Source organism: Bradyrhizobium sp. CSA207, from assembly GCF_029051685.1.
GTDB lineage: Bacteria > Pseudomonadota > Alphaproteobacteria > Rhizobiales > Xanthobacteraceae > Bradyrhizobium.
On the sequence record NZ_JAACFT010000065.1, the window covers coordinates 1 to 22489 of the forward strand.

Consider the following 22489-nt stretch of genomic DNA (forward strand, 5'->3'; position numbering starts at 1 on the left):
AACAGCATCTCTGTCAAATCGTGCTGTGCTTGGTTCTTCCGAGGATCGACCAACGACGAAAAGCATTCCGTGAAGCGCTCCAAAATAGTCCCCTCTCGAGTCAGGAGACACTGTCAGAATCAAATTTTCTCGCCTTGGCAATAGCTTGGACGCGCCGACATGCGATTCCCCTGCCCTCCAGGGGAGGGTGAAGAAGCGCTCGCGGCGGGCTACTTCACCAACTCACACCCGCCCTCCGCGATCGGGCGGAAAGCCTGGTCCGCCGCAATCGTCGAGACCAGCTTGTAATAATCGTAGGGGTATTTCGACTCCTCGGGCTTCTTCACCTCGAACAGGTACATCGGATGCACCACGCGGCCGTCCTGGCGAATCGTTGTGTCGCCGAACAGCTTGTCCTTGCCTCTGAACTTCTTCATCTCGGGCACGGCGTCCTTGGCATTGTCGCTGCCGGTCGCGGCGACGGCGTTGAGATAAGCGAGCGTGGAGGCATAGACGCCGGCCTGGTTGCCGCTCGGCATCTTGCCGTTCATGCCGGGCCGCGCGGCGAACCGCTTGGCGAAGGCGCGGGTGTCGTCGTTCATGTCCCAGTAGAAGGCCTCCATGAGCTGGAGGCCCTGCGCGACCTTGATGCCCATGCCATGGACATCGTTGATGAAGAGCAGGAAGGCGACCAGTTTCTGCCCGCCCTGCTGGATGCCGAACTCGGCGGCCTGCTTCACCGCGTTGATGGTGTCGCCGCCGGCATTGGCAAGCCCGATCACCTGCGCCTTCGAGCCTTGCGCCTGCAACAGGAACGAGGCGAAATCGGAGGTGCCGAGCGGATGCTTGGACGAGCCGATCACTCTGCCGCCGTGAGCTTCGATATATTTCTGCGCCTCTGACTCGATGCCCTTGCCGAGCGCGAAGTCGACCGTGAGGAAGTACCACTCCTTGCCGCCGCGCGACACCATCGCCGCCGCGGTGGTGTTGCCGGTGGCCCAGGTGTCGTTGACCCATTGGATGGTGTTGGGCGAACAGGCCTTGCCAGTGAGATCCGAGCTTGCTGTGGAGGATGCCAGGAAGGTCATGCGGCTGTCGCGCAGGAGTGCGTTGATGGAGAGGCCGACGGCCGAATTCGGCACGTCGACGATGGCATCGACGCCCTCGACGTCGAGCCATTTGCGTGCGATCGCGTTGCCGACGTCAGCCTTGTTCTGATGGTCGGCATAGACGATCTCGACCTTGATGTTCCTGCCGCCGCCGTTGAAATCCTCCGCCGCCATACGCGCGGCCTCGACCGAGCCCACGCCGTTGGTGTCCTGGAAGATACCGGAAATGTCGTTGAGCACGCCGACGCGCACGACATTGTCGGATATCTCAGCACTTGCGGCAGCACTCATAAGGCTCGCGGCCAGCGCGAGCATCCACTTCAAGCGTTTCATCATTCCCTCCCCTGTTTTGTCGCACCGGCCGTTGCCGTTGCGTTTGAAAACTCAGACCCTGAAAACTCAAACCTGCCGCTCCGGCAGCCTGAGCACGAGCCCGTCGAGTTCCGGCGTGATCATGATCTGGCAGGACAGCCGGCTGTTCGGCAGCCGCGCGTCAGCGGTGCCGTCGAGCAACGCGTCCTCATTGTCGCCGATCGCCGGCAGCCGTGCGAGCCAGCCCGCATCGACATAGACGTGACAGGTCGCGCACATGGCGTTGCCGCCGCATTCGGCCAGGATTCCGTCGAGGCCGTGGCGGGTCGCGGCCTGCATGGCGCTCTCGCCATCGCTGGTCTCGATACGATCGGACTTGCCGTCGGGATGGATGAAGGTGATGGCGGGCATAAATCTCCTCGTCAGGCCGGGGTGATGGTGACCGGCAGGCTGTCGAACCCGCGCAGCGTGTTGTTGAAGCGGCGATTTGGCTCGCCGGTGATCTCGATCCTGGCGATACGCCGGGCCAGCGCGGTCAGCATCACCTCGCCTTCGAGGCGCGCGACGAGCTGACCGACGCACATGTGGATGCCGGAGCCGAAGCCGACATGGCCGGAGGTGCGACGCGTGATATCGTAGCTGTCTGGCTTGTCCCAGCGCCGCGGATCGCGATTGGCGGCGGCGAGGAACATCAGAACTTTTTCGGCCTCTCCGATCGTCGCGCCGGACAGCTCGACCTCGCGCGTGGTGGTGCGGAAGAAGGTCTGCACCGGACTTTCGAACCGCACCGCCTCCTCAAAAGCGTTGCGCGCGAGCGTGAGGTCGTCGCGCAGGCGCTGCCATTGATCGGGGAAGCGCGCGAGGCAATACACCGCGGCGCCGATGCCGTTGACGGTGGTATCGAGGCCGGCCGACAGCAGCGAGCGCACCAGCAGCGGCGCCTCGGCTGCCGTGATCTCACCTTCGTCGGCGCGGGCATGGATGCAGGCGCCGAAGCCGCCCGGCGCCAGATTCTCGCGCTGGCATTGTTCGGTGACGTACGCCTGGTGCGGCGCCGAACGCTCGATCGCCTCCTGACGCAACTGGTTGGGCGGGCCGAACGCATTGAACACGACGCTTGCATAGGGAATCAGATGCTCGCGGCCATCCGGCTTCAGCCCCAGCGCATCCGGGAAGATCGAGAGCGGATAGGCCTCAGCCAGATCCGTGATCGCGTCGAAGCTGCGCTGCTCCAACAGCATATCGACCCGCTGTTCCGCTGCCGCCGCAAAGCGACCGCGCACCTGCTTCATCACGGTCGGCGACAGCACCTTTGACAGCACTGCGCGGGTGCGGGTGTGTGCGGGCGGATCGGCTTCGAGGATCAGGCTCGGCGGCCGCCACGGCGTCTCCTTCTTGAAGTCGGAAAGGCCGACGCCGCGGCTGGAGCAGAAGGTCGCAGGATCATTCAGCACGGCATGGACCTCGGCGTAGCGCGCCACGCCATAGACGTTCCATTTGTCGAGATAGACGACCGGGCCCGCCTCCCGCAGCAGCTCGTGGGTGGGATAGGGATCGGCAAAAAAATTCATCGCGAAAGGATCGACGTCGAGATGGGGGATGCCTGACGTACCGCTTGTTGCAGGGGAGCTGGATGCGCTCATTGAAGTTCTCCCTCATTTTGATCTTGTGAAAGCTGGCCGCATGCCCTTAGGTCTGCGAGGACCCCGCCAGTCAGAATCCCGATATGTCGCCGCCTTCCAGACCTCGCCAGAAGCCTGCGCCCGCCGAGATGGGGCCGACGCTCGATCTCGACCGTTACGTCCCGGCGATCATCACCTTTATCGCCAACAAGCTCTCCAACAGCGCGACCGCGTTCTATCAGCGACAGTTCGGCGTCAACGTCACGGAGTGGCGGATCATGTCGCTGCTGGCGATCGAGCCCGGCATTCCGGCCTCCCGCATCTGCCATGTCATCGGCTTCGACAAGGGCCCGGTGAGCCGGACGCTTGCCGGTCTCGAGAAGCGCGGGCTGGTGTCGATCCGCACCGATCCGAACGACGGCCGCACCCATTCGATCGCGCTGACGGCGAAGGGCCGCGCCACCCATGACAAGGTGATCGTCGCGGCGCTGGAGCGCGAACGGCGGCTGCTGTCCTGCCTCAGCAAGGACGAGCGCGAGGTGCTGATCGGCCTGTTGCGGCGGCTGCACGAGAATCTGGGTGCAGTGACGGGCGGCACCGGGGCCTGACAGCTCGCGCGCCGAAGGCGATCTTCCGTCACTTCCAGGCGCGCGCCAGCGTTTGCCGACGGCACCATTCCGGCCGAGCATTGTTTCCTCCGAGATCAGACGCAGCGGTTCCCCCGCTGTCATCTTGTCCGGGAGGGTTCGCATACATTAGTTGCTTAGGCAACAAAATAATCGGCAAGATATTGCGGCAGGTTGGTTGGCCTATTTTGTCGAGCTTGCTCTCTCCTTTCCTTCTCCCCTTGTGGGAGAAGGTGGCACAGGCGGCCTTCGGCCGCCGTCCTCAAGAGAACGCCGATGCTTCGCATCGGCTATGGCGCCGGATGAGGGGTATGTCTCCCCGAATTCACGGTGAGAGTGTCACTCGCTGAGAGAGACCCCTCACCCGTCTTCGATGCTACGCATCGAAGCCACCCTCTCCCACAAGGGGAGAGGGACAGTGCAAGCAATCAACGACAGCCGATCCACTCACCCGACGCATCGTCATTCAAGCACGCCACCGCATCGGCGCGACGCGTCAGCACGGCGCGCTGGTTGATGTAGCCCTTATCGGTGATCTCGCCGCCGTCGACGGATGGCGGTTCGGCGAGCAGCAGCGCGCGCGTGGCGTGGCCGGAGGAGTTGGCGCTCTGCTGCTTCAGTTTTGCAAGACCCTGCGCGATGGCGCCCCTGACGTTGTCATGACAGAGCACATCGCTCACGCCGGCGGTCTCGGGGAGGCCGGCATGGACGCGGCAGGCCGCAATGTTCGGGAATACCAGAAACCGCACCTCGTCGCCACCATGGCCGGTGACGACGATGTCCTGCGCCAGCGGTGCCAGCACCGAAATGCCGGCGACGCGCAGCGTGCCGACATTGACCCAGGTGCCGGAATTGAGCTTGAAGTCCTCCGCGACGCGGCCATCAAAGAACAAGCCGCGCTCGGGCCGCGCGGGGTCGGCGAATTTCACCGCATCGCCGATGAGATAAAAGCCCTCCTCGTCGAACGCCTGCTGCGTCAGTTCCGGCGCTTTCCAATAGCCCGGCGTGACATTGGGGCCGCGCACACGCACCTCCAGCTTGTCGCCGGACTTGACCAGCTTAAGTTCGGTACCGGGAATCGGCACGCCGATATTGCCGGAACGTTCCGCGAGGAAATGGCAGTCGGTTGCGAGCGGCGAGGTCTCGGTCGAGCCCCAGGCCGAGACCATCGGCATCGGCCGCCCGACAGTCTCGACGGAAAGCTGTTCGAGCGCATCCCAGAGATTCTGCGGCAGCGCTGCACCGGCATAAAAGGCGAACTTGACCTCGCCGAAGAAGCGGCGGCGCAGCTCCTCGTCGCTGCGCAGCGCCGCGATCAGCATGTCGAAGCCCCGCGGCACGTTGAAATAGACCGTCGGCATCACGCTCTTCAAATTGGCGAGTGACGTCGCAAAGAGGCCCGGCGCGGGCTTGCCGCCGTCGATATAGAGCGAGCCGCCGTTGCGCAGCACGAGGTTGAAATTGTGGTTGGCACCAAACGTGTGGCTCCAGGGCAGCCAATCGAGAATGACGAGATCGCCGAGGCCTTGCTCGAGAAAGGTCCAGGTCTGTGCCTTGGCCTGCTGGCTCGAGGTCAGCATGCGCTGGGTGTTGATAACGGCCTTCGGCGCGCCGGTCGAGCCCGAGGTGAACAGGAATTTTGCGATCGTGTCCGGCGTCACCGCTGCGAAGGCGCTTGCGACATCGGGCGATTCGGGCGCTGTCGCGATGGTGCGGAACGCGAGCGCGTCGGCATCGTCGGCATTGCCGCTGATGATCGCTGCCTGGTGCAAATGCTTGATTGCGGCGAGCGCCGCGGCGAACGGTTTTGTCGCGGAGACATAGATCGCGCCGGGCTCGAGCAGCGCAATCATGCTCTTGAGCTTGTCAAAATCCCGGGACATCAGCGAATAGGCCGGCGAGATCGCGGCCGAGGGCACGCCGACATGCTGCGCGGCGAGCGCCAGCAAAGCGTGGTCGATGCTGTTGTCCGAGAGGATCACGAGCGGGCGCTGGATACTCAGGCCCTGCGCCAGGATCCACGACGCTGCCGCACGCACCTGTCGCAGTGCCTGCGCATAGGTGACGGTGGTCCGGGGCGCTTCCGCATTGCCGCGCTCGGCGAGGAAGACCTTGTCCGGCGCTTGCCGCGCCCAATGCTCCAGCCAGTCGCCGATGCAGCGCGCACTCTCGCGCAAGGGCTCGGACGAGCGCAGCACGATGCTGCCGTCGGCGCGATGCTCGGCGACGGTCTTGGGCGTTGCGAACAGGCTCGAAGCGTCACCGCGTGGGGCGGCCGTCATGTGTTTCCTCCTCGCCCGGATCCGCGACCGGGCGCAGCCTCGTTGCGGGCTGCTTGGCGATAATGTTGGGCACCGCAATTGTTGTCGTCAACAACAATCTTTCTCTTGCGTCCCCGAGACGCTACAAGGAAGCGCAGGCGGGAGACATCACGTGACAACCAGCTTAGCCCGGACGGACACAAGCACTTCGCCGCGCAAACGAGCGGGCAACGGCGCTGCGCTGCGAGATGACGTGGACCAAATCGGCCTCGATGCCCTGGTCGGACATGCCGGCTACGCCGTGCGGCGTTTCCAGCTCTGGATTTTTCAGGACTTCATCAAGACGCTCGGCGCGGTCGACATCCGGCCGACCCAATATTCGGTGCTGACCGTGATCGGCGCCAATCCGGGCCTCAGTCAGATGGCCGTGGCAAAACGCCTCGGCATCGAGCGTGCGCGCCTGGTGCATCTGCTCGACAGCCTTGAGCAGCGCAGGCTGGTGAAGCGGATCAAGTCGAAGACGGACCGACGCTCCCACGCCCTGCACCTCACCGCACAGGGCGATACGGCGCTGGCCAAGTTCAAGCGGCTGGCCGCTGCACATGAGCGGCATGTGGAAGAGAAGATCGGCAGGGCGAACCGGGAGCAGCTGCTCCAGATCCTGGCCTGCTTCACTTGATCCCGGCTGCCGATGATTTGAGCAAATGCCCGTAACAGGGCGCTGGCACGACCGCCTGCCCGGCGCTCGAAATATCCCCCAACCCACTGATTCCCCGATAATATCCGAAGCACCCGGGCTGCCCGGATTCTGCACACAATGGCACATCGCTTGCTTCAATCCGGGTGAAGAGAAGTTGCCGGAGTTTTGTCGCCATGGGGGCTGAGCAGCCTGAAACGATCGTCGCAATTGTGGCCGCGCATCGCGCGGGAACGGTCACGCCCGCGCAGACGGTCGCGCGCAGCTATCAGCGCATCCGCGACCACAACGATCCTGCCGTCTTCATCAGCCTGCGCGAGGAGGCGGATGCGATCGCGGAGGCCGAGACGCTGGCCGCGCGAAAGGACGCTGCCAGCCTGCCGCTCTATGGCGTGCCGGTCGCGGTAAAGGACAATATCGATGCGCTGGGCTTTGCGACCACGGCGGCCTGCCCTGCGTTCTCCTACGCGCCGGCGCACAACGCGACCGCGGTGGAGCGCCTGCGCGCCGCCGGCGCCATCATCATCGGCAAGACCAATCTCGACCAGTTCGCAACCGGCCTCGTCGGCGTACGCTCGCCCTACGGCATCCCCCGCAATTCGATCCGCGAGGATTTGATTCCCGGCGGATCGAGCTCGGGATCGGCGACCGCCGTCGGCGCGGGCCTCGTGCCGCTGTCGCTCGGCACGGATACCGCGGGGAGCGGGCGCGTTCCGGCCATGCTCAACAACATTGTCGGGCTGAAGCCGAGTCTCGGCATGATCTCGACCGCCGGGCTCGTGCCGGCCTGCCGCACACTCGACTGCATCTCGGTGTTCGCGCTGACGGTGGATGATGCCGCGCTCGCGCTGTCGGTGATGGCGGGGCCGGACCAGGCCGATCCGTTCTCGCGCGACCGGCCGCTGGGCGAAATCACGCCGTTCCCGGCCAATCTTCGCCTCGGCGTGCCGCGCAACGGGCAATTGATCTTCTTCGGCGACAAGAAGGCGGAGGCCGCCTATGGCAATGCCCTGAAGCGCTGGACCGCACTCGGCGCAACACTGGTCGAATTCGACCTCGAGCCGTTCTACGAGACGGCGCGACTGCTCTATGAAGGGCCGTGGGTCGCCGAGCGCTATCTCGTGATCCGCAACCTGCTCGCCTCCGCTCCCGATTCGATCCATCCGGTGACGCGCGAGATCACGGCCGCCGGCTCGCGGCTCACGGCGGCCGACACCTTCTCCGCGCTCTACCGCCTGCAGGGGCTACGCAAGATCGCCGAGCGCGCCTTCGCCAACCTCGACGCGCTGGTGTTGCCGACCGCTCCGACCGCTTATACGACCGCACAGGTGCTGGCCAATCCGATCGAGCTCAACAGCCGTCTCGGCACCTACACCAACTTCGTCAACCTGCTCGATCTCTGCGGTCTCGCGCTGCCGGCCTCGATGCGTGCCGACGGCATTCCGTTCGGCATCACGCTTCTTGCGCCCGCCGGCCACGACGCGCTGCTCGCGAGCATCGGCCGCGTCTTCCATGCCGACACCAAACTGACCCTCGGCGCCAAGGGCGTGGCGCAAGCACCGCTCGCGCCGCTTCCGCTAACCAGCGGCGATGAGATTCCGATCGCCGTCGTCGGCGCGCATCTGTCCGGGATGGCGCTGAACGGCGAATTGAAGGCGCTGAACGGACGCCTGGTCGAAGCGACCAGGACCGCGCCGGACTACACCCTCTATGCGCTACAGACCACCCCGCCCAAGCCCGGCATGCTGCGCGTCGCGGCAGGCAAGGGAGCCTCGATCGAACTCGAGATCTGGTCGTTGTCGTCGTCGGCCTTCGGCAAGTTCGTCAACACGATTCCCGCACCGATGGCGATCGGCACGATCCGCCTTGCCGACGGCCGTGCCGTGAAGGGGTTTCTCGTTGAGCCCGAAGTGTTGACCGAAGCCCACGACATCACCGCCTATGGCGGCTGGCGCGCGTATATGGCGGAAGCGGCGACGGCGTAGATCTGCTGATGCGCTCACGCTGCGGCGCCTCGTCACCACCATCAAGCGCAGAACGCGATCGTTGGCAGGACATAGGCTCCGCGTATTTCAACAACGACGACCAGCCGAGTAATGCGTCCTGGCTTTGCCAGGACGACATACACATCACTTCGTCAGTGGGCAGCCGCTTTCCTTGGCGGTGAAGAAGGCCTTGTCGCCGGGGACTGTAGCGAGCAGCTTGTAATAGTCCCATGGCTTCTTCGACTCCGAGGGCTTCTTGACCTCGAACAGATACATGTCGTGGACCATGCGGCCGTTCTCGAGCACCTTGCCGCCTTGCGCAAAGTCGTCGTCGACCGGTAGCTCCTTCAGCTTCTTGGCGACGGCATCCGGATCCTTGGTGCCTGCAGCCTTCACCGCCTTGAGATAGGAAAGCGTCGCAGAGTAAGTGCCGGCGTGAATCATGCTCGGCATCCTGCCGGTACGCTTGAAGAAGCGCTCGCCGAGATTGCGCGTCTTGTCGTTGAGATCCCAGTAATAACCTTCTGTCAGCACCAGACTTTGGGCGGCCTGCAGGCCGAGGCCGTTCACCTCGGCCAGCGTCATCAACAGGCCGGCGAGCTTCTGGCCACCGGAGACGATGCCGAACTCGGACGCCTGCTTGATCGAGTTGGTGGTGTCGAGGCCTGCATTGGCGAGGCCGACGATCTTGGCCTTCGAGCTCTGCGCCTGCAGCAGGAAGGAGGAGAAGTCCGAGGAGTTGAGCGGCACGCGCACCGAGCCGACCACCTTGCCGCCATTGGCGGTGACGATCTCACTAGTGTCCTTCTCAAGCGCGTAGCCGAAAGCGTAGTCCGCTGTGAGAAAGAACCAGGTGTCGCCGCCGGCCTTGGTCAGCGCGCCACCGGTTCCGACTGCCAGCGCGCGGGTGTCATAGGCCCAGTGGAAGCCGTAGGGCTGGCAGGCATCGCCGGTGAGACGCGAGGTGGCGGCGCCGACGACGATATCGATCTTCTTCTTTTCCCTGGAGAGCTCGTGGATCGCAAGCGCGACCGAGGAGGTCGTCAGTTCCGTGATCATGTCGACGTTCTCGACGTCGTACCAGCGCCGCGCGATCGAGCTCGCGAGATCCGGCTTGTTCTGGTGGTCCGCGGTGACGAGCTCGATCTTCTGCCCCAGCACCTCGCCGCCGAAATCCTCGATCGCCATTTTGGCGGCCTCGACCGACCATTTGCCGCCATAGTCGGCGTAGACGCCGGACTGGTCGTTGAGGATGCCGATCTTGACGCCTTGCGCGAAGGCTTGCGACGCCAGCAACAAAGCGGAAGTTGCGACAGCGGCCAGAAGGGCTGATTTCATATTTAAGCTCCCAGCAGTTTTCTGTTTTGAAATCGCGCGGATACTAGTGAAGAACCCCGCGCCTGCCCATCCATTTCATGTTGATCGTTAGCATGGGATTCTGCGGCCAAACAAATGGTGTCGTCCCGGACAAGCGCAGCTCTTGGCAACGCGTAGCATTGTCCAGTGCTGCGCGCAGATTTGGGACGATGTGGATGCACGGTGGCCAATGCCTCCCGTCAGGTCACTAGCTCCGGCTTCTTGACGTTCTTCCCCTCCGCCAGGTTCCGCACCACCACATAGAAGATCGGCGTGAACAGAAGGCCGAACAGGGTGACGCCGATCATGCCGAAGAAGACGGCGACGCCGACCGCTTGCCGCATCTCCGAGCCGGAGCCGGACGAGATCACCAGCGGCAGCACACCGAGGATGAAGGCGAACGACGTCATCAGGATCGGCCGCAGCCGCAAGCGGCAGGCTTCGATCACGGCCTCCAGTCGCGGCTTGCCTTCGAGCTCGATGTCGCGCGCGAACTCGACGATCAGGATCGCGTTCTTCGCCGCCAACCCCACCAGCACGACGAAGCCGATCTGGGTGAGGATATTGACGTCCTGCCCCATGATGCGCACGCCGATGGTCGCAGCCAACAGACACATCGGCACGATCAGGATCACCGCGAATGGCAAGGTCCAGCTGCCATATTGCGCGGCGAGCACGAGATAGACGAACAGCACGCAGATCGGAAACACGTAGAGACCGGCGTTGCCACCGGTGACCTGCTGATAGGACAGATCGGTCCACTCGAAGGTGAAGCCGCTCGGCAGGTTGTCATCGGCGAGCTTCTTGATGGTGTTGAGCGCGGTAGTGGAGCTTGTGCCCGGCCCCGGCTCGCCCTGCAATTCTGACGCTGCATAAAGGTTGTAGCGCGCGACGCGGTCGGGGCCGGAGACGTCCTTGAAATCGACGACACTGCCGAGCATCACCATGTCGCCGGACGCGTTGCGCGTGCGCAGCCGCGCCAGGTCGCTGGGCTCTTTGCGGAACGGCTGGTCGGCCTGGGCGGTGACGTGATAGGTGCGTCCGAACAGGTTGAAGTCGTTGACATAGGTCGATCCGAAATAGGTCTGGATCGTGTCGTTGATGTTGGCGATGGGAACGCCGAGCTTCTGCGCCTTGGTGCGGTCGATGTCGACGAACAGCTGCGGCGTGTTGGCCGTGAACGGCGAGAACACCGAGGTGAGACTCGGCGACTTGCGGGCGGCGGCGACGAGTTCGTCGGTCGCGGACGCAAGCAGTTCCGGACCTCGGCCTTGCCGGTCCTGGATGCGGATGGTGAAGCCGCCGCCGGTGCCGATGCCGGGCACGGCTGGTGGCGGAATGACGATGATGAAGGCGCCCTGGATCGCGGCGAGACGCTTGCGCAGCTCGGCGGTGATGGCGTTCGCGGATAGTCCTTTCTTCAGGCGCGTCTCGGGCTCGTCGAACACCGGAAACAGCGCCGCCGCATTGCCGGCCTGTGTGCGGGTGGCGCCCGAGAAGCCGGCGAAGGCGGCGACGCGGACGATGCCCGGCGTATCCAGGGAAATCCGCTCGATCTCACGCACGACCTCGGTGGTGCGCGCCAGCGATGCCGCGCCCGGCAATTGCACGGAGACGATGACATAGCCGCGGTCTTGCGCCGGGATGAAGCCCTGCGGCGTGGTCCCTATCAGCCAGCCGGCGCTGCCGATCAGCACGACGTAGATCAGGATCATCACCACCGCATGCCGGATCACGAAATTGGCAAGGCCCGCATAGCCATGTGCCAGGCGGTCGAACACGCGGTTGAAGACTCCAGTGAAGGCGTCCCAACCGCGCGCCACGACATTCCAGCGCGCCGGCGGCCGCTTCTGTTCATGCGGCACCAGGATCTGCGAGGCCAGCGCCGGCGACAGCGTCAGCGAGCAGAAACAGGAGATCGCGGTCGCGACCGCGATGGTGACAGCGAATTGCTGAAAGAATTGCCCGGAAATGCCGCCGAGGAACGCGGTCGGGACGAACACCGCGCACAGCACCAGCGCGATCGAGACCAGCGCACTGCCGACCTCCTCCATAGTTTTGAGCGCGGCGTCGCGCCGGCTCATGCCGTGTTCGAGATGGCGCTCGACATTCTCGACGACGACGATAGCGTCGTCGACGACGATGCCGACGGCGAGCACGAGGCCGAACAGCGTGAGATTGTTGATGGAGAAACCGAGCGCAGCCATCACCGCGAACGTACCGACCAGCGAAACCGGTATCGCGATGATCGGAATGATCGCCGGCCGCCATCCCTGCAGGAACACCAGCACCACGACGACCACCAGCAGCATGGCTTCGTAGATGGTTTTGATCAGCTCGTGAACGGATTGGGCGATGAACTCGGTCGGATTGTAGCCGATATTGTAATCAAGGCCTTTCGGAAAGTTTGCCTTGAGCTTCGTCATTGTGTCGGAGATGTTCTTGGCCGTCGCGAGCGCGTTCGACCCCGGCCGCTGCGTCACCAGCATGGCGACCGCCGATTTGCGCAGCAGGAAGCTGTTGGTGGTGTAGGCAAGCGCGCCGAGCTCGATGCGGGCCACGTCGCGTAGGCGCACCGTGCGGCCGTCGGAGCCGGCCTTGATCAAGATATCCTCGAACTGCCTCTGGTCCTTCAGGCGCCCGGTGAAGGTGAGGTTCGGCTGGAAGGCGCGGTCGGCGATCGGCGGCTCGGCGATCTGGCCGCCTGCGATCTGCACGTTCTGCGCACGGATCGCCGCGAGCACCTCGGCCGAGGTCAGGCCGAGATTCGCGATGCGGTCAGGATCGAGCCACAGCCGCATCGAATAATCGCGTGCGCCGAAAATCTGGATGTCGCCGACGCCGTCGAGCCGCAGCAGCTGGTCGCGAACCTGGAGCAGTGCGTAATTGGAGATGTAGAGCTGGTCGAATGTGTCGTCGGGCGACAGCATGAACACGACCATCAGGATGTCGGGCGAGTTCTTGCGCGTGGTGACGCCGTTGCGCTGCACCTCCTCGGGCAGACGCGGCTGCGCGATGGCGACGCGGTTCTGCACCAGCACTTGGGCCTTGTCGAGGTCGGTACCGAGCTTGAAGGTGACGGTGATGGTGAGCTGGCCGTTCGAGGTCGCCTGGCTGTAGAGATACAGCATGTCCTCGACACCGTTGATCTCCTGCTCGATCGGAGCGGCGACTGTATCGGACACGGTCTGCGCGGACGCACCGGGATATTGCGTTGTGACCACCACCGTCGGCGGCACCACCTGCGGATATTCCGAGACCGGCAGCGTGGTATAGGCGAGCGCGCCGACGATCAAGAGCACGATCGACAGCACCATCGCCAAGATGGGCTGGTTGATGGAGAGGCGGCCAAGATTCATGACTTGTCACCGGGCTTGCCGCCGGCCGGTGCTTGCGCGGGAGCCGGAGCGACCTTGGCGCCAACGCGGGCGCGCTGGATGCCGTTGACAATGACGCGGTCCTCCGCCTTCAACCCTTCGCGGATCACGCGCAGGCCGTCATCGAGCGGCCCGAGCACTACGGGGCGCGCCTCGACGGTGTCGTCCGGCTTGACCACGAACACGATCTTGCGCGACTGGTCGGTTGCGACCGCGATGTCGGGAATCAGCAGCGCCTCGTAGGGCGCGCTTCCGATCAACCGGACGCGGCCGAACTGGCCGGGCAGGATCGAGAGATCGGTGTTCTTGATCACGGCGCGGCTGCGCAGCGTGCCGGTCGAGACGTCGAGCCTATTGTCGAGGAAGTTGATGGTTCCCTCATGAGAAGGCTTGGTCTCGCCGGCCAGCATTATCTGCACCGGATTTGCCGTATCGCGCGAGCTCGGGCGCCTGCCTTCGAACCACAGCTTGCTGTACTTGATGAATGTCGCCTCATCCATGTCGAAATAGACGTAGATCGGATCGAGCGTCACGATCGAGGTCAGCAACGTCGAGGTGCCGTTGTCGCTGCCTTGCACGAGATTGCCGGGGCTGACGAGATGGCGGCTGACGCGCCCGGTCAGCGGCGCCGTCACATGAGTGAATTCGATGTTGAGCTTGGCGGCCTTGAGCGCGCCTTCGGCCTGCACCTCCGCGGCGTGCGCGGCTTGCAGGGCCTGGCGGCGCTGGTCGACGACCTGCTCGGAGACGGCGCTGGTCTGCACCAGGTTGAGGCCGCGGTCGAGTTCGCGCTTGGCAAGCTCCACCCTGGCGCGCGCGTCCGAGAGCTGGCCGTCCGCCTGCTCCGCCACCGCTTCGAACGGTCGCGGATCGATGACGTAAAGCAGATCGCCCTGATGAACGATCGCGCCATCCTGGAATTCGACCGAGTTGACGAAGCCGCCGACGCGGGGACGCACCTGCACCTCCTCCATCGCCTCGAAGCGGCCGGTGAATTCGTCCCAATCGGTGACGGTGCGTTTGACCGGCTGGGCGACGGTCACCGCCGGCGGCGGCGGGGCTGCGGCCTGCGAGGCCGGCTGTCCACAGCCGGCAACGGCAAATGCCGCTGCAAGAAGCCCGACGATTGCGCGAGGTCGAGGTGAAACGAAATCGTGCGTTTTGACAAATTGCTCGCTTCCGTCCGGTCCACTCATCCCAGGTCCTCGCATGAAAGCCGCAGACACAGCAGGGTACTCGCCTACCCGCGGGTGACACAAGATGGGTTTCAATGATGGACTCTTCAAGACGAGCGTGGGCGCCATCTCCGGTGGGGTACCCTAGCCGGGCGGATGGGTTGACACAGAGATAGCCGCCCTCGCACGCGGCGATTAGCGGCGGGACGCGAATGCACCCATTCGCCGTGCTCATGAATGCGGCAGGTGCGGTGTACTGAGAGATCCCACATCATCGCACTCGAGCCGCATGCAAGGTGCCACCCTCCCCTGGAGGGGGAGGGTCGTATCGCATGCAGCGAAGCGGAATGCGATGCGGGGTGGGGTGACAGTCTCTCCGCGTTGAACACTGCCCGTGTGGAGAGATCACCCCACCCCGCTCGCGCTGCGCGCGATCGACCCTCCCCCTCCAGGGGAGGGTGACGACCAGGCCAGCGTCTTCGCGCATGACGGATGGCGTTCGCTCGGCTAGATTACCCGTACAAAAAACAAGACGAATTGTCCGGGAGGACAGCCGTGTACCAGGGACGTGTCGTTTACGGCGCGATCGAGGAGGTTGTGTTCGGCCATGCCGCGGCCGGCGCCATTGTCGCGCAGATGGATCGGCTGGGGACGCGCCGCGCCTTCCTGATGGTCTCCGGAACGCTCAACCGGCAGACCGACGAAATCGAGAAGATCAAAGAGGCGCTGGGCACGCGCTGCGCCGGGCTGTTCGACGCCATGCCGGCGCATACGCCGCGCGAAGCAGTGATCGCCGCGACCAACGCGGCGCGCGAGGCTGGCGCCGATTTGATCGTCACCGTGGGTGGCGGTTCGATCACCGACGGCGCCAAGGCGGTGCAGCTCTGCCTCGCCAACGGCATCGACGACGTCGATGGCATCGAGCGCATTCGCGTGCACAAGGGCGTCGCGCCCGAGATGACTGCGCCGACGGTGCGCCAGATCAGCGTGCCCACCACGATCGCCGGCGGCGAGTTCAGTTCGATCGCGGGCGTCACCGACCTCCGCACGCATGTGAAGCAGATGCTGCGGCATCCGCTCACGGTGCCACGTGCGACCATCCTCGATCCCGCCATCACCGTGCACACGCCGGAATGGCTCTTTCTCTCGACCGGCATCCGCGCCGTCGACCATTGCGTCGAGGCGATCTGCTCGCGCGAGACGCACCCCTATGCCGACGCGCAATCGGTGAAGGGCCTGGCCATGCTCGCTGATGCCCTGCCGCGGGTGAAAGCCAACCCTGCTGACCTGGACGCCCGGATGGATGCGCAGATCGGTACCTGGCTATCGATGGGCGCGCTTTCAGCCGGGGTGCCGATGGGCGCGAGCCACGGCATCGGCTACGTGCTCGGCGCCGCCTTCGACGTGCCGCACGGCTACACCTCCTGCGTCATGCTGCCGGCGGTGATGCGCTGGAATGCGCGCGACAATGCCGAACGGCAGATGATCGTCGCCGCCGCGATGGGCTTTCCCGGCCGGGATGCCGCCGACGTGCTCGACGCCTTCATCCGTTCGCTCGGCATGCCGCGCAGCCTCGCCGATGTACGCGTCTCGCCCGAGCATTTTGACGCCATCGCGGAAGCTGCGATGCGCACGCCCTGGGTGCCGCGCAATCCGCGCAAGATCAATGGCCCGGCCGAGCTGCGCGAAATCCTGCTTCTCGCCGCATAATCCAAGCCGGAGGACTGATGTACACTGGTCACCATGCCCGCCTGCGTCCGCTGCAACCCGCCTTCATCATGGCTGCGACCGGCGAAACCGTCACCTATCGCGAGCTCGACGCGCGCAGCAACCGGCTGGCGCATCTATTCCGCAAACAGGGCATGAAGCGCCTCGATCATTACTCGATCTTCATGGAGAACAATTCCCGTTATCTCGAAGCCTGCGGCGCGGGCGAGCGATCCGGCCTCTACTACACCTGCGTCAATTCCTTCCTCACCGCGAGCGAGCTCGCCTATCTCCTCGTCAACAGCCAGTCCAAGATCCTGATCACGTCGGTGGCAAAGCTCGACATCGCACGCGAGGCGATCAAGGTCTGTCCCGACGTCAGACTCTGCATCGTGGCCGACGGCCCGGGCGAGAGCGATCGCATCGTCGGGCTTGCGGAGGTGACCGCCGATCTACCCAAGACGCCGATCGCGGACGAATGGCTCGGCACCGCGATGCTCTATTCGTCGGGCACGACGGGGCGGCCGAAAGGCATTCTGCGCCCGCTGCCGGAAGAGCCGCCGAAGCACAATCTGCCGCTGTTCGATTTCCTGACCAAGCTTTGGCACTATCGCGAAGGCATGATCTATTTGTCGCCAGCGCCGCTCTATCACTCGGCGCCGCAGGCCGCCGTGAACCTGACGATCCGCATGGGCGGCACCGCGATCATCATGGAAAACTTCGATCCCGAGCGATATCTCCAGCTCGTGGAGAAATGGGGTGTCACACACAGCCAGCTCGTGCCGACGATGTTCTCACGCATGCTGAAGCTGCCGGACGAGGTGCGCACCCGCTACGACCTGTCCTCGCTCGAGATCGCAATCCATGCCGCCGCGCCGTGCCCTGCCCTGGTCAAGGACGACATCATCAAATGGTGGGGGCCGATCATCCATGAATATTACGGCGCGACCGAAGGCCTCGGCTTCACCGCGTGCAACAGCGAGGAGTGGCTCGCCCATCGCGGCACCGTCGGCAAAGTGCTGCTTGGTGACCTCCACATTCTCGACGAGAACATGAAGCCGTGCCCGACCGGTACGCCAGGCCAGGTGTGGTTCAAGACGGCATCGCCGTTCGAATATTTCAACTATCCGGAAAAGACCAAGGAGGCGCGCTCGGCCGACGGCAGCATGAGCACCGTCGGTGATGTCGGCTATGTCGACGAGGACCGCTTCCTCTATCTCACCGACCGTGCAACCTTCATGATCATCTCAGGCGGGGTCAACATCTATCCGCAGGAGTGCGAGAACCTGTTGATCACGCATCCGAAGGTCGCGGATGCCGCCGTGTTCGGCGTGCCCAATGCCGATCTCGGCGAAGAGGTGAAGGCAGTGGTGCAGCCGATGCCGGGCGTGGTGCCCGGGCCGGCACTGGCCGAGGAACTGATAGCCTTCTGCGGGGCGTCGCTGTCGCGCCAGAAGGTGCCGCGCTCGGTCGATTTCGAGAAGGAGTTGCCGCGGCTGCCGACGGGCAAACTCTATAAGCGGCTGCTGCGGGATCGGTATTGGGGAAACAAGACCTCGCGGATCGTATGAGGGACGAGGGTCCCGGCTTAAACCGACACCGCGTAGATCTCGTATTCCCCGCGCACCAGCTCGATGTGCGCGCGCATGGCGGCGGCGGCGCCCTGCTTGTCGCCGCGCATGATGGCGACGACGACGCGGTCGTGCTCGGCCTGCGACTTGGCCAGACGTCCGAGATTGCGGAACTGGGCGCGGCGGAACGGCTGCACCCGGACGCGGGTGGCGAGCGTAATCTCGGCGATGTAGCCGTTCTGCGATCCCGCATAGATCGCGTTGTGGAAGCGCTCGTTGACCTCGTGAAAGCGATCGGGATTGCCGGCGTAGCTCAACACCCGCAACTCCTCGTGGACGGCCTCGAGGCCGTGACGCTCGGCAGCCGACATGCGCTCGGCGGCAAGGCCGGCGCACAGCGCCTCGAGCTCGGCCATCGCCTCGAACATGCTCGTCAGCCGCTCGACCGAAGGCTGCGCCACGACAGCGCCGCGATGGGCGCGCGATTCCACGAGCCCACTCGCCACCAGCTGGCGCAGCGCCTCGCGCACCGGCGTACGCGAGACGTTGAAGCGCCGCGCGATATCGGTCTCGTCGAGCGGCGCGCCGGGAGCCAGGGCGCCGCGCACGATCTCGTCGGCGAGCTGAAGACGCAGCTCCTCGGCGCGCGTGACCTTCTGCACCGATGGAGAGGGACGGTCGACGCGCGGCACCACCGGCTCGGCCGGCAGTACGCCCCGCGGGAAGTCGTCAAGCGTCATACGATCAGGTCTCTTTCGGCTCGTCGATGATGCTGACATGGGCCGCGACGACGCGCCAGCCTTCCGGGAAGCGGGCCCAGGTCTGCATCTGGCGGCCGACCCTGCCCGGCATGGTGTCGCGATAGAACAGAGTGGAGGCCACCGCGGTGTCGCGGCCGTAACTGGTGATAACAGTCTTGGCCGTGCGGCGATTGAGGCCGACCGGCGAGCGACCGGCACGGAAACCGGAGATCGCCTCGTAGCCGTAGAGGTTCTCGCCGATGCCGTAGCGCAGCGTGCGGGGATCGTTGCGAAAGAGTTCGCCGAGCACGGCGACGTCGTTGCTGATCAGCGCCTGCTCGTAGCGCTCGAACGCGGCTTTGACTTCCGCGAGCACGTCGGGGACATCGATGTCCATCTCAAAATCCTCTTAAAGTCCTCTTGGCGACGGCGTAGCTACCACGCCCATCCGTTCCAATGCGTACGCGACGCGCAGCGCGATGTCCTCGCGCCAGGGCGCCGTGATGATCTGCACGCCGATCGGCAGCGGCTCAAGCGGCACCGGCACCGCGACCACAGGCAAACCAATGAACGAGATCGGCTGGGTGTGGATGCCGATATTGGCGCGTACCGGCAACTCGACGCCGTCGAGCTTGAACGTCACTTGTCCCAGCTTCGGCGCTGTGCAGGGCGTTGCCGGCGCAAGCAGCACGTCGACCGATTTGAAGATCTCGGCAAGCTGCGCACGGTACCAGCGGCGGAATTTTTGCGCACGATCCACCATCGGCGCCGGCACCATGGCGCCGGCGATCAGCCGGTCGCGCACCGCCGGATCGAAATCGTTCGGGCGCTTGCGCAAGCGATCGAGATGCAGCGAGGCGCCTTCGGTTGTGGTGATGACGTAAGCCGCCGCGCGGGCGCGCGAGGCTTCGGGAATGTCCAAGATCTGCGTCGCGCCGAGTGCCTTGGCGACGCGGCTGACGGCCTCGACGGCCTCCGGAAACAAATTGTTCTGGAAGTGTCCGCCGGCAATCGCAATGCGCAGGTCAGAAACCGGATTGGCGAGCAGCGGCACCGTCGGCTCCAGACCACGCGTGGTGGTACAGGCGGCATCGTCGACGTCCGGGCCCTGCATCGCATCATAGGCGAGCGCGAGATCGGTGACGGAGCGCGCGAACGGGCCGAGATGATCGAGGCTCGCGACGAACGGGAACGAGCGGGCCCGCGACAGCCGGCCATAGGTCGGCTTCAGGCCAAAAGTGCCGCAGAACGAGGACGGCACCCGGATCGAGCCATTGGTGTCCGATCCGAGTGCGATCGGCACCAGCGCGCCGCCGACGGCGCTGCCGGAGCCGCCGGACGAGCCGCCGCTCATCCGCGTCGTGTCATGCGGATTGCGCGAGGGACCGTCGTGGACGTTCTCGCCGGTGAAGTCATAGGCGTATTCGCCCATGTTGAGCGCACCGACGAGAACCGCGCCGGCGGCTTCCATGCGCTCGATCAGCGTCGCATCGCGCTTGGCCGGTGCGCAATCGCGGTTGATCTTGGAGCCGGCGCGGGTGGTGAGGCCTGCAACGTCGAACAGATTCTTCACCGCGAAGGGCACGCCGGCGAGCGGGCCGACCGTCTTGCCGGCTGCGATATCGGCATCGATCGCGCGCGCTCTCGCACGGGCACGTTCGGCGGTGACATCGGTGAAAGAGTTGAGGACGCCGTCGTGCTGCTTGATGCGCGCGAGCGCGGCTTCGGTGGCATCGAGCGCGGACAATTGGCCGCCGGCCACTGCCTTGGCGATCTCTGCGGCCGTCAAATCTGGCTTGGTGGTCATGGCAGCGTCAGGCTGTGAACACGGGCGCCGGCTCGGTCTCATCCGGCAGCGCGAAGTCATCGACGAGGCGGGCGAGCCGCAGCGAGACCTCGAGATTGGCGCGAATGGCCGGCCTCCAAGCCTCCTCGATCGGCAATGCCAGCGCTTGCGCGACGGCGTCGATATAGTCGTCCAGCGGTTCAGCCATCACGCTCCCAAACAGGCTCTCAGTGCACTCTTAGTGCGTCTGCAACGGCGGATGCGGGATCGCCGTCAACAGCTCCTTGGTGTAGTCGTCCTGCGGATCGCTGAGGACCTTCTCGGAATATCCCTCTTCGACGATTCGACCCGCTCGCATCACAATGACACGATCGCACAACAAGCGCACTACGTTCAAATCATGCGAGACGAACAGATAACTCATACCTAGCCGCGCCTTGAGGTCCTGGAGCAGATTCAGGACCACGGCCTGGACCGAGACGTCGAGCGCCGCCGTCGGCTCGTCCAGGATGACGAGCTTGGGATGCAGGGCAATGGCACGGGCGATGCCGACGCGGGCCTTCTGGCCGCCGGACAGCTGGTGCGGAAACCGGTCCAGCAGGTTGAGCGGCAGCCCGACCATGGTCGCAAGCTCCTCGCAGCGCGCCCGAAGTGCGTCGCGGCCCCTGACGTTGCCGAGCTGCATGATCGGGTCGGCGATGGCGCGCGCGGCGGTGAAGCGCGGGTTGAGGCTGTCGGTCGGATCCTGGAACACCATCTGGATGCGGCTGCGCTGCGGCAGCCGGGCGAAGGAGGCAGGCAGGATACCGCCGATATCCTCGCCGTCGAACTGGATCAGGCCGGAGCTCTGGTCCAGCAACCGCATCACCATCATCGACGTGGTCGATTTGCCGCAACCGGATTCGCCGACCAGGCCGACGCTCTCGCCATGGCCAACGGAGAAGCTGATGCCGTCGACGGCGCGGAACACATCCGGCTCCACCGGCGGCTTGCGGCCGAACAATTTGCCGAGCGTTGCGGTCGCGCCCTGGCGGGGATATTCCTTGACCAGCTTTTCAATGAGGAGGAGGGGTTTGTCGCCCATCTTCCCCTCGTCACCCCCGGGCTTGCCCCGGGGGTCCATCGATTGACACGAGTCTTGCGAAGAATGATGGATGGCCGGGTCAGGCCCGGCCATGACAGCTGCGAATAGCGGCGCGCTCTCCTCCTCCGGCAGCAAATCCCTTAGCGAGACGCCGAGCCGCGGTGTCGCGCGCATCAGTTTCTTTGTGTAGGGGTGCTGCGGGCTCGCAAAGATGTCGGCAGCCTTGGCGGTCTCCACCACCCGGCCCTTCTCCATCACCACCACGCGGTCGCAATAGGCGGCGGCGAGGCCGAGATCGTGGGTGATCAGGATGGTCGACATCGCCTTGCGCTTGGTCAGCTCGACGATCAGGTCCATCACCGCCTTCTGGGTGGTGACGTCGAGGCCGGTGGTCGGCTCGTCCGCGATCAGGAGCTGCGGATTGCAGGCGAGCGCGAGTGCGATGACGACGCGCTGGCACATGCCCCCCGAAAGCTCGAACGGATAGGCGTGGTAGCGCTCGCGCGGGCGGGCGATCTTGACCTGCTCCAGCGCCTCGATCGCCTTTTCGCCATGGTCCGAAACCATGGCCTGCTGCACATGGGTGCGCAGCACGTCCTCGATCTGGTCACCGACCTTGCGGATCGGATTGAGCGCCGCACGCGGGTTCTGGAAGATCATCGAGACTTCGCGGCCGCGCAAATCGCGCATCTGGTCTTCGCTCGCGGCCTTGACGTCGATGCCGGAGAACATCACCGAGCCCTCGGCGATCCGCCCGGCCCGGTCGAGGATCCGCATCACCGCATAGGATGTCACCGACTTGCCGGAGCCGGACTCGCCGACGATGGCGAGCGTCTCGCCCTTGGCGACGGAGATGTTGACGTGCTGCACCGCCTTGACGATGCCGCGGCGGGTGGTGAATTCGACGGTGAGGTCCTGGACGTCGAGTAGAGGCGGTGCGGTCATGAATGCCTCTTGGTCGCGGCGCCAATCAAAAAGCGCGAAAACAACCCCATGCACAGTAGAAAGGCGTTGGATTCATTGGAGAATTTTAGCGGGGAACTTGGGCGTGAGGCGGGCACGCCTCTCTCATTCCCTCCCCCCTTGTGGGGGAGGGTTGGGG

At 64.6% G+C, this 22489-nt stretch carries 17 protein-coding genes; 5 read left to right on the forward strand and 12 right to left on the reverse strand.

Annotated elements, in window-relative coordinates; translation table 11 throughout:
• Window positions 1–209: 209 nt before the first annotated feature.
• The 3 genes from GWG65_RS38635 to GWG65_RS38645 all read right to left on the reverse strand — a co-directional run bounded on the left by GWG65_RS38635 (window position 210) and on the right by GWG65_RS38645 (window position 3043).
• Window positions 210–1421 (reverse strand): ABC transporter substrate-binding protein, encoded by a 1212-nt coding sequence (locus tag GWG65_RS38635; protein ID WP_275200659.1) that lies wholly within the window; start codon window positions 1419–1421, stop codon window positions 210–212.
• A 66-nt stretch (window positions 1422–1487) separates the two neighbouring features.
• Entirely contained in the window at window positions 1488–1811 is a 324-nt protein-coding gene (locus tag GWG65_RS38640) for a 2Fe-2S iron-sulfur cluster-binding protein (RefSeq protein WP_275200661.1), read from the reverse strand.
• 11 nt (window positions 1812–1822) lie between these two features.
• Complete coding sequence (locus tag GWG65_RS38645; RefSeq protein WP_275200664.1) at window positions 1823–3043, reverse strand: cytochrome P450; 1221 nt, start codon at window positions 3041–3043, stop codon at window positions 1823–1825.
• Window positions 3044–3126: 83 nt separating this feature from the next.
• On the opposite strand from GWG65_RS38645, the gene GWG65_RS38650 reads away from it, so the two are divergent.
• Window positions 3127–3630, forward strand: coding sequence for a MarR family winged helix-turn-helix transcriptional regulator (locus GWG65_RS38650; RefSeq protein WP_275200665.1), 504 nt, complete (start codon window positions 3127–3129; stop codon window positions 3628–3630).
• A 446-nt stretch (window positions 3631–4076) separates the two neighbouring features.
• Here GWG65_RS38650 and GWG65_RS38655 read toward each other — a convergent pair whose 3' ends face one another.
• Window positions 4077–5930, reverse strand: a complete 1854-nt coding sequence (locus GWG65_RS38655; RefSeq protein WP_275200667.1) for a feruloyl-CoA synthase — start codon at window positions 5928–5930, stop codon at window positions 4077–4079.
• Between the two features lie 151 nt (window positions 5931–6081).
• Here GWG65_RS38655 and GWG65_RS38660 point away from each other — a divergent pair, with 151 nt between their 5' ends.
• Together GWG65_RS38660 and atzF are read left to right on the forward strand one after the other, a co-directional pair.
• The gene (locus GWG65_RS38660) at window positions 6082–6588 is read left to right on the forward strand and encodes a MarR family transcriptional regulator (protein ID WP_275200668.1); all 507 of its coding nucleotides are present in this window, start codon (window positions 6082–6084) and stop codon (window positions 6586–6588) included.
• 194 nt (window positions 6589–6782) lie between these two features.
• The gene (gene atzF, locus GWG65_RS38665) at window positions 6783–8591 is read left to right on the forward strand and encodes an allophanate hydrolase (RefSeq protein WP_275200669.1); all 1809 of its coding nucleotides are present in this window, start codon (window positions 6783–6785) and stop codon (window positions 8589–8591) included.
• Between the two features lie 144 nt (window positions 8592–8735).
• Here the strand turns inward: atzF and GWG65_RS38670 are convergent, their stop codons facing one another.
• The 3 genes from GWG65_RS38670 to GWG65_RS38680 form a co-directional block, all read right to left on the reverse strand.
• Window positions 8736–9929: an ABC transporter substrate-binding protein gene (locus tag GWG65_RS38670; protein WP_275200670.1), complete on the reverse strand. Its 1194-nt coding sequence runs from the start codon at window positions 9927–9929 to the stop codon at window positions 8736–8738.
• A gap of 218 nt (window positions 9930–10147) precedes the next feature.
• A complete protein-coding gene (locus tag GWG65_RS38675) occupies window positions 10148–13306 on the reverse strand; it encodes a multidrug efflux RND transporter permease subunit (RefSeq protein WP_275200671.1) in 3159 nt (1052 codons plus the stop codon).
• The gene (locus GWG65_RS38680; protein ID WP_275200672.1) at window positions 13303–14520 is read right to left on the reverse strand and encodes an efflux RND transporter periplasmic adaptor subunit; all 1218 of its coding nucleotides are present in this window, start codon (window positions 14518–14520) and stop codon (window positions 13303–13305) included. Before GWG65_RS38680 ends, GWG65_RS38675 begins: the two co-directional genes overlap by 4 nt.
• Before the next feature lie 534 nt (window positions 14521–15054).
• On the opposite strand from GWG65_RS38680, the gene GWG65_RS38685 reads away from it, so the two are divergent.
• On the forward strand, window positions 15055–16209 hold the full coding sequence (locus GWG65_RS38685; RefSeq protein WP_275200673.1) for an iron-containing alcohol dehydrogenase: 1155 nt from the start codon (window positions 15055–15057) through the stop codon (window positions 16207–16209).
• Window positions 16210–16226: 17 nt separating this feature from the next.
• Complete coding sequence (locus GWG65_RS38690) at window positions 16227–17777, forward strand: AMP-binding protein (RefSeq protein WP_275200674.1); 1551 nt, start codon at window positions 16227–16229, stop codon at window positions 17775–17777.
• Window positions 17778–17794: 17 nt separating this feature from the next.
• Here the strand turns inward: GWG65_RS38690 and GWG65_RS38695 are convergent, their stop codons facing one another.
• Genes GWG65_RS38695 through GWG65_RS38715 form a run of 5 tightly spaced genes read right to left on the reverse strand, consistent with a single transcriptional unit; the run spans window position 17795 to window position 22332 of the window.
• The gene (locus GWG65_RS38695) at window positions 17795–18517 is read right to left on the reverse strand and encodes a GntR family transcriptional regulator (protein ID WP_275200675.1); all 723 of its coding nucleotides are present in this window, start codon (window positions 18515–18517) and stop codon (window positions 17795–17797) included.
• A 4-nt stretch (window positions 18518–18521) separates the two neighbouring features.
• On the reverse strand, window positions 18522–18914 hold the full coding sequence (hpxZ, locus tag GWG65_RS38700) for an oxalurate catabolism protein HpxZ (RefSeq protein WP_275200676.1): 393 nt from the start codon (window positions 18912–18914) through the stop codon (window positions 18522–18524).
• A gap of 12 nt (window positions 18915–18926) precedes the next feature.
• A complete protein-coding gene (locus GWG65_RS38705) occupies window positions 18927–20324 on the reverse strand; it encodes an AtzE family amidohydrolase (protein WP_275200677.1) in 1398 nt (465 codons plus the stop codon).
• Window positions 20325–20331: 7 nt separating this feature from the next.
• Window positions 20332–20511, reverse strand: coding sequence for a DUF4089 domain-containing protein (locus GWG65_RS38710; protein ID WP_275200678.1), 180 nt, complete (start codon window positions 20509–20511; stop codon window positions 20332–20334).
• A gap of 30 nt (window positions 20512–20541) precedes the next feature.
• Window positions 20542–22332 carry an ABC transporter ATP-binding protein gene (locus GWG65_RS38715; protein WP_275200679.1) on the reverse strand — a complete coding sequence of 597 codons (1791 nt, stop codon included), beginning with the start codon at window positions 22330–22332 and terminating at the stop codon, window positions 20542–20544.
• Window positions 22333–22489 lie beyond the last annotated feature (157 nt).

Coding starts and splice junctions, on each gene's coding strand:
- GWG65_RS38635 (WP_275200659.1), bottom strand. CDS start 1,421: ATGAAACGCTTGAAGTGGATGCTCGCGCTGGCCGCGAGCCTTATGAGT.
- GWG65_RS38640 (WP_275200661.1), bottom strand. CDS start 1,811: ATGCCCGCCATCACCTTCATCCATCCCGACGGCAAGTCCGATCGTATC.
- GWG65_RS38645 (WP_275200664.1), bottom strand. CDS start 3,043: ATGAGCGCATCCAGCTCCCCTGCAACAAGCGGTACGTCAGGCATCCCC.
- GWG65_RS38650 (WP_275200665.1), top strand. CDS start 3,127: ATGTCGCCGCCTTCCAGACCTCGCCAGAAGCCTGCGCCCGCCGAGATG.
- GWG65_RS38655 (WP_275200667.1), bottom strand. CDS start 5,930: ATGACGGCCGCCCCACGCGGTGACGCTTCGAGCCTGTTCGCAACGCCC.
- atzF (WP_275200669.1), top strand. CDS start 6,783: ATGGGGGCTGAGCAGCCTGAAACGATCGTCGCAATTGTGGCCGCGCAT.
- GWG65_RS38670 (WP_275200670.1), bottom strand. CDS start 9,929: ATGAAATCAGCCCTTCTGGCCGCTGTCGCAACTTCCGCTTTGTTGCTG.
- GWG65_RS38675 (WP_275200671.1), bottom strand. CDS start 13,306: ATGAATCTTGGCCGCCTCTCCATCAACCAGCCCATCTTGGCGATGGTG.
- GWG65_RS38680 (WP_275200672.1), bottom strand. CDS start 14,520: ATGAGTGGACCGGACGGAAGCGAGCAATTTGTCAAAACGCACGATTTC.
- GWG65_RS38690 (WP_275200674.1), top strand. CDS start 16,227: ATGTACACTGGTCACCATGCCCGCCTGCGTCCGCTGCAACCCGCCTTC.
- GWG65_RS38695 (WP_275200675.1), bottom strand. CDS start 18,517: ATGACGCTTGACGACTTCCCGCGGGGCGTACTGCCGGCCGAGCCGGTG.
- hpxZ (WP_275200676.1), bottom strand. CDS start 18,914: ATGGACATCGATGTCCCCGACGTGCTCGCGGAAGTCAAAGCCGCGTTC.
- GWG65_RS38705 (WP_275200677.1), bottom strand. CDS start 20,324: ATGACCACCAAGCCAGATTTGACGGCCGCAGAGATCGCCAAGGCAGTG.
- GWG65_RS38710 (WP_275200678.1), bottom strand. CDS start 20,511: ATGGCTGAACCGCTGGACGACTATATCGACGCCGTCGCGCAAGCGCTG.
- GWG65_RS38715 (WP_275200679.1), bottom strand. CDS start 22,332: ATGACCGCACCGCCTCTACTCGACGTCCAGGACCTCACCGTCGAATTC.